Annotated in this window: 5 protein-coding genes; 1 reads left to right on the top strand and 4 read right to left on the bottom strand. The window is 72.3% G+C overall.

Features of this window, described 5'->3' with window-relative positions; all coding sequences use genetic code 11:
• The 3 genes from ABFX54_RS51310 to ABFX54_RS51300 all read right to left on the bottom strand — a co-directional run.
• On the bottom strand, window positions 1-1559 hold a 1559-nt coding region (locus ABFX54_RS51310; RefSeq protein WP_346114522.1), incomplete at its 3' end, for a GMC oxidoreductase.
• Complete coding sequence (locus ABFX54_RS51305) at window positions 1556-2074, bottom strand: carboxymuconolactone decarboxylase family protein (RefSeq protein ID WP_346114521.1); 519 nt, start codon at window positions 2072-2074, stop codon at window positions 1556-1558. The genes ABFX54_RS51310 and ABFX54_RS51305, both read right to left, overlap by 4 nt.
• Window positions 2071-3150 (bottom strand): NAD(P)H-dependent amine dehydrogenase family protein, encoded by a 1080-nt coding sequence (locus ABFX54_RS51300; protein WP_346114520.1) that lies wholly within the window; start codon window positions 3148-3150, stop codon window positions 2071-2073. Before ABFX54_RS51300 ends, ABFX54_RS51305 begins: the two co-directional genes overlap by 4 nt.
• Window positions 3151-3316: 166 nt before the next feature.
• Here ABFX54_RS51300 and ABFX54_RS51295 point away from each other — a divergent pair, with 166 nt between their 5' ends.
• Window positions 3317-5434 (top strand): ATP-binding protein, encoded by a 2118-nt coding sequence (locus ABFX54_RS51295; protein WP_346114519.1) that lies wholly within the window; start codon window positions 3317-3319, stop codon window positions 5432-5434.
• Window positions 5435-5453: 19 nt separating this feature from the next.
• Here the strand turns inward: ABFX54_RS51295 and ABFX54_RS51290 are convergent.
• Window positions 5454-5826: amidase family protein (locus ABFX54_RS51290; RefSeq protein ID WP_346114518.1), on the bottom strand; the 373-nt coding region annotated here is incomplete at its 5' end.

Here is a 5826-nt window from a genome sequence, read left to right as displayed (position 1 = left end):
ACGGCCAGCGCCGTGATCGTGACGAACGGATTGACGGTGGTGTTGCCGGGGATCAGCGCCCCGTCGATGACGTACAGCCCCGGGTACGCCGTCAGCCGCCCGTAGTTGTCGGTCGCCCGGTTCAGCACCGCGCCGCCCAGCGGATGGTAGGTCAGGTGGTCGCCCCAGATCTTGTAGACGCCGAACAGGTCGGTCCGGTAGATCGTCCCCTCCTTGGCGTTGATCCGGTCGAAGATCGTCTTGGCCATGTCGATCGACGGCTGCTTCCACGCCGTCTGCCAGTTCAGCTCCACCTTGCCCGCGCTCGCGTTCCAGGAGAACTGCGCGCGATGCGGGTTGTCGGTGATGGACAGGTAGAACGAGGCCCACGTCTCGATGCCGGTCGGCAGCGGCGCGACCTCGGCGAACGCGCCCCCTGCGGCCCAGTTGTCGATGCCGCAGCACGGGATGGCCGACTGGAGCGAGCCGGTCGGGTCCCATAGATGGTTGGCCCGGCCGCACATGACGTTGCCGTTGTCGCCCCAGCCCTTGCCGATCTCCCCGTTGAGGTTGGGCAGCACGCCGGTGGCCTTCAGCTTGACCAGCAGCTTGCTGGTGCCGACGCTGCCGGCGGCGAAGAACACCCGGTCGGCGGTGACGGTCTTGGTGGCGATGACGTTGCCGGAGGTGTCGAGCTGCTCCATGGTGACCGTGTACCGGCCGCCCGACGCCGGCGCGACCGAGGTGACCCGGTGCAGCGGCGAGACGGTGACCCGGCCCGTGGCCTTGGCCTGGGCGAGGTAGGTCTTCTGCAGCGACTTCTTGCCGTGGTTGTTTCCGTAGAGGATCTCGCCGGCCAGGGCGGACTTCGGTACGGTGCCGGCCTCCTCCGCCTTCATGTAGTCCCAGTCGTACACGTCGGGCACGAACACGAACGGGAAGTTCGAGCGCTGGGCGTGCTTACGGCCGACGCGGCCGTACTGGTAGTAGGCCGTGCTCTCGAACCAGGCCGGGTCGATGGTGCCGACGCCGAGGCCCGCGTTGGCGCGCGGGTAGTAGACGTCGTACATCTCGGCGGCGTTCACCGACGGCAGCACGGAGGCGAAGTTCGCCCGCTTCGGGGTGACCGCCATGCCGCCGTTCACCAGTGAGCCGCCGCCGACGCCGCGGCCCTGGTAGACGGTGATGCCGCCGAACTCCTCCGCGTCCAGCACCCCGGTGTGGCGCGGGATGTCGCGGTCGATGGGGAAGCCGAGGAAGTAGTTGAGGGGCGCCTTGGTCCTCGTACGCAGCCAGTAGGAGCGGTAGTCGGGCTCGCGCGTGTTGCAGAAGATCTTGCCGTCGGTGCCGGGGGTGTCCCAGGCCATGCCCATCTCGATCATGTGGACGTCCACGCCCGCCTGGGCCAGGCGCAGCGCGGCGACGGCGCCGCCGTACCCCGTGCCGATCACCAGGGCGGGGACCTGCGCGCCCGGGGCGATGGCGCGGGCGGCCGGGGCGTGCGCCCCGAGGGCGGCGGCGCCCAGCAGGGTGCCGGTCCCGGCGATGAAACCACGGCGGGAGAGCTCGTTCTGACTCATCTGGCCGGCCTCACCCTCGGCTCGGGTGCGGGCGAAGCGCCACTGGGCAACTGGCACACGGTGTCCAGGCCCAGGACGTGGTTGAGCCGGCCGAACGCCAGCCACGAACCGATGCTCATGCTCAGCTCGACGATCTCCAGCTGGCTGTAGTGCGCGGTCATCCGGCTCCAGAACTCCTCGTCGAGGTTGTGGTGGTCCAGGGCGTAGCGCTCGGCGTACTCGGCGGCCAGCCGGGTGCGCTCGTCGAAGTCGCCGGTCGTGCGCCAGTGCGTCACCGCGTCGGCGAAGCTCTCCTCGACCTTGACGCCGTCGCGTTCCGTCCGCCAGTCCAGGCAGAACGCGCAGCCGTTGATCTGCGCGATCCGCAGCCGGGCCGCCTCGAACTCGCGCAGGCCGAGAGTCGTGTGGGTGTAGACCGACAGGGAGAAGCGCGAGGCGGCCGGGCCGATCCCGGGGATCATCTCGCCCCACACGTACGCGATGGCGTCCTTGCCCTCCGGTATGTCGATCTTCATGACCGTCTCCTTCCGAGCTTGCCGGTGGCGGGACGCAGGGGCACGTCGAGCGCGTCGTACAGTCCTGGCGGAGCCTGGTCCAGCCAGTCGATGGCGCCGACCAGCCGGCCCACGGCGGTCGCGTTGCCGCCCGCCGAGCGGTTGCCGTCCTCGTCGGAGGCCTCGACGGTGACCTCGATGCGCGGACGGCCCTCGATGATCACCCGGTGCGCGCCCACGCCGTCCGGCGGGAGCGGCCAGTCGGGCGCGCAGGACGGGTGGATGCGGGTGACGTGCTCGATCACGATCAGCGCCTGTCCGTCCACGACGCCCTGCACCTCGAACCGGACCGCGCCCTGCGTGCCCGCCTCGAAGGCGCCCATCGAGGCGGTGGTCACGGTGGTGTCGAGCTCGCGGCGGTGCACGCTCTCGCGGACCTCGTCCAGCTCGACGCCCAGGGCTCTGGCCATGAGCCGGATCTGGCCGCCCCAGACCATGGACGGCACGGTCGGCGCGATCATCGGCGGTTCGTAGTCCATCGGCTGGCCCATGCCGACCAGGTAGCGGACCGCGTCGGGCTGGTCGTAGGTGGAGTAGTCGAAGATCTCCTGGCAGCGTACGGCGTCCACGGTGGTCGCCAGCCCGCTGACCAGCAGCGGCAGCACGTCGTTGCCCCAGCCGGGGTCGACGCCGGAGACGAACAGGGAGCCGCCGCCCTCCTTGACGGCGGCCAGTACCGGCTCGCGCACGTCGGGCGGGGCGCTGCGGTGGTCGTAGAGGGCGTACAGGGACGGCGTCACGACCACGGCGCCGGCGCGCACGGCCTTGACGATGTCGGCCAGGGCCTCGGCCGGGCGGATGTCGCCCGAGGCGGCGTACACGACGGCCCTGGGGCCGGTCGCCAGCACCGCCTCGGGGTCGCCGGTGGCCGCGACACCGAGGCGGCGGCCGAGGCCGGCCAGGTCTCCGGCGTCACGGCCGAGCTTGGCCGGGTCGTGGACGAGGACGGCGGTCAGTTCGAGCGCCGGATGGGCTTCGACGGCGCGGATGGCGGCGCGGCCGATGTTGCCGGTACCCCAGACGATCGTGGACACCATGGGCGGAGCGTAGCAAGCGCTTGGTTTGTTGCCTAGAGGTTTCCCCGCCTTCACTACGGCCCTGACGGGTAGTCACTTTCTCACTTTTCGTGGCGGATCCACTCCGCGTCCGGCAAGCTGCTGTGCACCGAGGCGGCAAGTTGCGCGAGCCGGACAGGTGAGGGCCATGACGATGGGTGGGCGGCACACCGGGAATCTGCCGCCGGAGACGACCAGCCTGGTGGGCCGCCGGGGAGAGCTGGCCCGCATCCGCCGGTTATGCCGCGGGTTCCGCATGGTGACGCTGACCGGGGTGGGCGGGGTCGGCAAGAGCAGGCTCGCGCTCCGGGCCGCCTCGCTCATGCGGCCCGGGTTCGCCGACGGCGCCTGGCTCGTGCCGCTCTCGGCGCTGGACCAGGGGGCGCTGGTGCCGTACACGATCGCCGAGTCGCTGCCCCTGGCCGACCAGACGACGCGGCCGATGCTGGAGGTGCTGACCGAATATCTCGGTGACCGGCACCTGCTGCTCGTGCTGGACACCTGCGAGCACCTCATCGAGGACTGCGCCAGGACGGCCCGCGAACTGCTCGTCGCCGCCCCCCGGCTGTCGATCCTGGCCACCAGCCGCCGCCCCCTGGGAGTGCCGGACGAGCAGGTGCTCATCATCGACCCGCTGCCCGTCCCCGACGACGACGGCGAAGGCCCGCAGGAGGCGGTCAGGCTGCTCACCGAGCGCGCCGCGGCCACTGTGCCCGGCTTCGCCGTCGGCGACGGCAACCGTACCGAGCTGGCCCGCCTGTGCCGGCGGCTCGAAGGGCTGCCGCTGGCCATCGAGCTGGCCGCGGCCCGGCTGCGCGAGCTGGCGCCGGCCGAGCTGGCCGCGCGGCTGGACGACCGGTTCGAGCTGCTCGGCGACACCGAGGACGCGGTGCTCGACGCCGACCCGCCCTGGCACCAGGCGCTGCGCACCGCGATCGGCTGGAGCCACCAGCTGTGCACCCCCGAGGAGCGGCTGCTGTGGGCGCGGACCTCGGTCTTCGCGGGCAGCTTCGACGACCAGGCCGCGATCGACGTCTGCGCCGACGACCTGCTGCCCGCCGACGCCATCGCGGGCCTGCTGGCCGGGCTGGCCGACAAGTCGATCCTCATCTGGGCGCCGACCGGCGGCGGCGAGCGCTACCGGATGCTCGACACCATCCGCGAGTACGGCGCCATCTGGCTGCGCGCGCTCGGCGAGCAGGACGAGATCCGCCGCCGCCACCGCGACTTCTACCTCGACCTGGCCCGCCGCGGCGACGCCTCCTGGCTGGGCCCCGAGCAGATCGCCTGGAACGACCGCACCACCGTCGAGCACGACAACCTGCGCACCGCCCTCGACCACAGCCTCAACACCCCGGACGACCACAGCGCGCTGGAATTCGCCGCCGCGCTCTGGTTCTTCTGGTACCCCTGCGGCTTCCTCAGAGAGGGCCAGCACTACCTCGAACGTGCCCTGCGCCTCGACATCGAGCCCAGCACGCTGCGCAACCGCGCCCTGTGGGTGTGCAGCCTGACCCTCATCGTGCAGGGAGACGCCACCGCCGGCATGTCCTGGGCCGCCGAGTGCGCGGGCGCGGCGGAACGGCTCGGCGACACCGAGGCGGCGCTGGGCGCGCAGGCCATGGTGATGGCGGCGGCCACCATCAGGGGAGACCTGGCCCTCGCGCTGGCCCTGGCCGACAGCCTGCTGGCCGTGCACCGGCCCGAGCACGGCCTGACCCTGCCCAGCCTCCTGGCCCGCCTCGGCCAGTGCCACGTGCACACCGCCGAGGGCCGCGTCGAGGACGCGGTCAAGGTGCTGGAGGAGATGTGCGCCGAGTGCGACAAGCGCGGCGAACGGTGGATGCGTGCCTACGCCGACCTCTTCCGTGCCCAGGCCGAGCTGACGCTGGGCCGGTACGAGGCCGCGCAGACGCACGCTCGGGCGGCGCTGGAGGTCAAGTACCGGCTGCACGACAGCATCGGCATCGCGCTCGCTCTCGACGTGCTGGCCTGCGCCGCCGCCGCCTCGGGGGAGGGCGCGTGCGCCGCCCGCCGGCTGGGGCTGGCCCAGCACGTGTGGGACACCATCGGGCGGGCGCAGCTCGGCATCCACGAGTGGGTCAGCGCCCGTGAACGGTGCGAGCGGCAGGCGCGGGCGGCGATCGGCGACCAGGAGTACAGGGACGCGTTCCTGGCCGGGTACGGGACCGGGCTGGAGGCCGGGATCTTCAACGCCCTCGACCCCGGCCCGGTCGATTCGTCACGCCCGGCTCAGGAGCACTGACCACGATTCTCGGAGGCGGCTACCCGGCCGCGAGCCCGGAGTTCACGCGGGCCGCCGCCTCGAAGAGGAGCGGTTCGTCGCCGGGGCGGCAGACGAGTTGCAGGCCGACCGGCAGGCCGTCCACCATGCCCGCCGGGACGGTCAGCGCGGGGAAGCCGAGCACGTTCCAGGGGCTGGTCAGCGCGAGCAGCGCGGGCCGCACCGCGACGGCGCGCCCGTCCACCTCCACCTCGCGCGCGCCGACCGGCGGCGCGACGATGGGCACGGACGGCAGCGCGAGCACGTCGTGCCGCTCGAACAGCGCCCCCACCGTCCCTGCCGGCCGCCGCCTGGCCGCCAGCGCGCGGACGTAGCGCCAGCCGGCCAGCTCGGCGGCGGCGCGCAGGCGTCCG

Origin of the sequence: Nonomuraea maheshkhaliensis (genome assembly GCF_039529435.1) — a bacterium.
Taxonomy (GTDB): Bacteria; Actinomycetota; Actinomycetes; order Streptosporangiales; family Streptosporangiaceae; genus Nonomuraea; species Nonomuraea maheshkhaliensis.
Note: the sequence above shows the minus strand (reverse complement) of the source record. Positions and strands in the feature narration are given on the sequence as shown.

What these genes read in the sequence shown, in the direction of transcription:
- ABFX54_RS51305 (WP_346114521.1), bottom strand. Translation starts at nt 2,074, where the DNA reads ATGAAGATCGACATACCGGAGGGCAAGGACGCCATCGCGTACGTGTGG.
- ABFX54_RS51295 (WP_346114519.1), top strand. Translation starts at nt 3,317, where the DNA reads ATGACGATGGGTGGGCGGCACACCGGGAATCTGCCGCCGGAGACGACC.
- ABFX54_RS51300 (WP_346114520.1), bottom strand. Translation starts at nt 3,150, where the DNA reads ATGGTGTCCACGATCGTCTGGGGTACCGGCAACATCGGCCGCGCCGCC.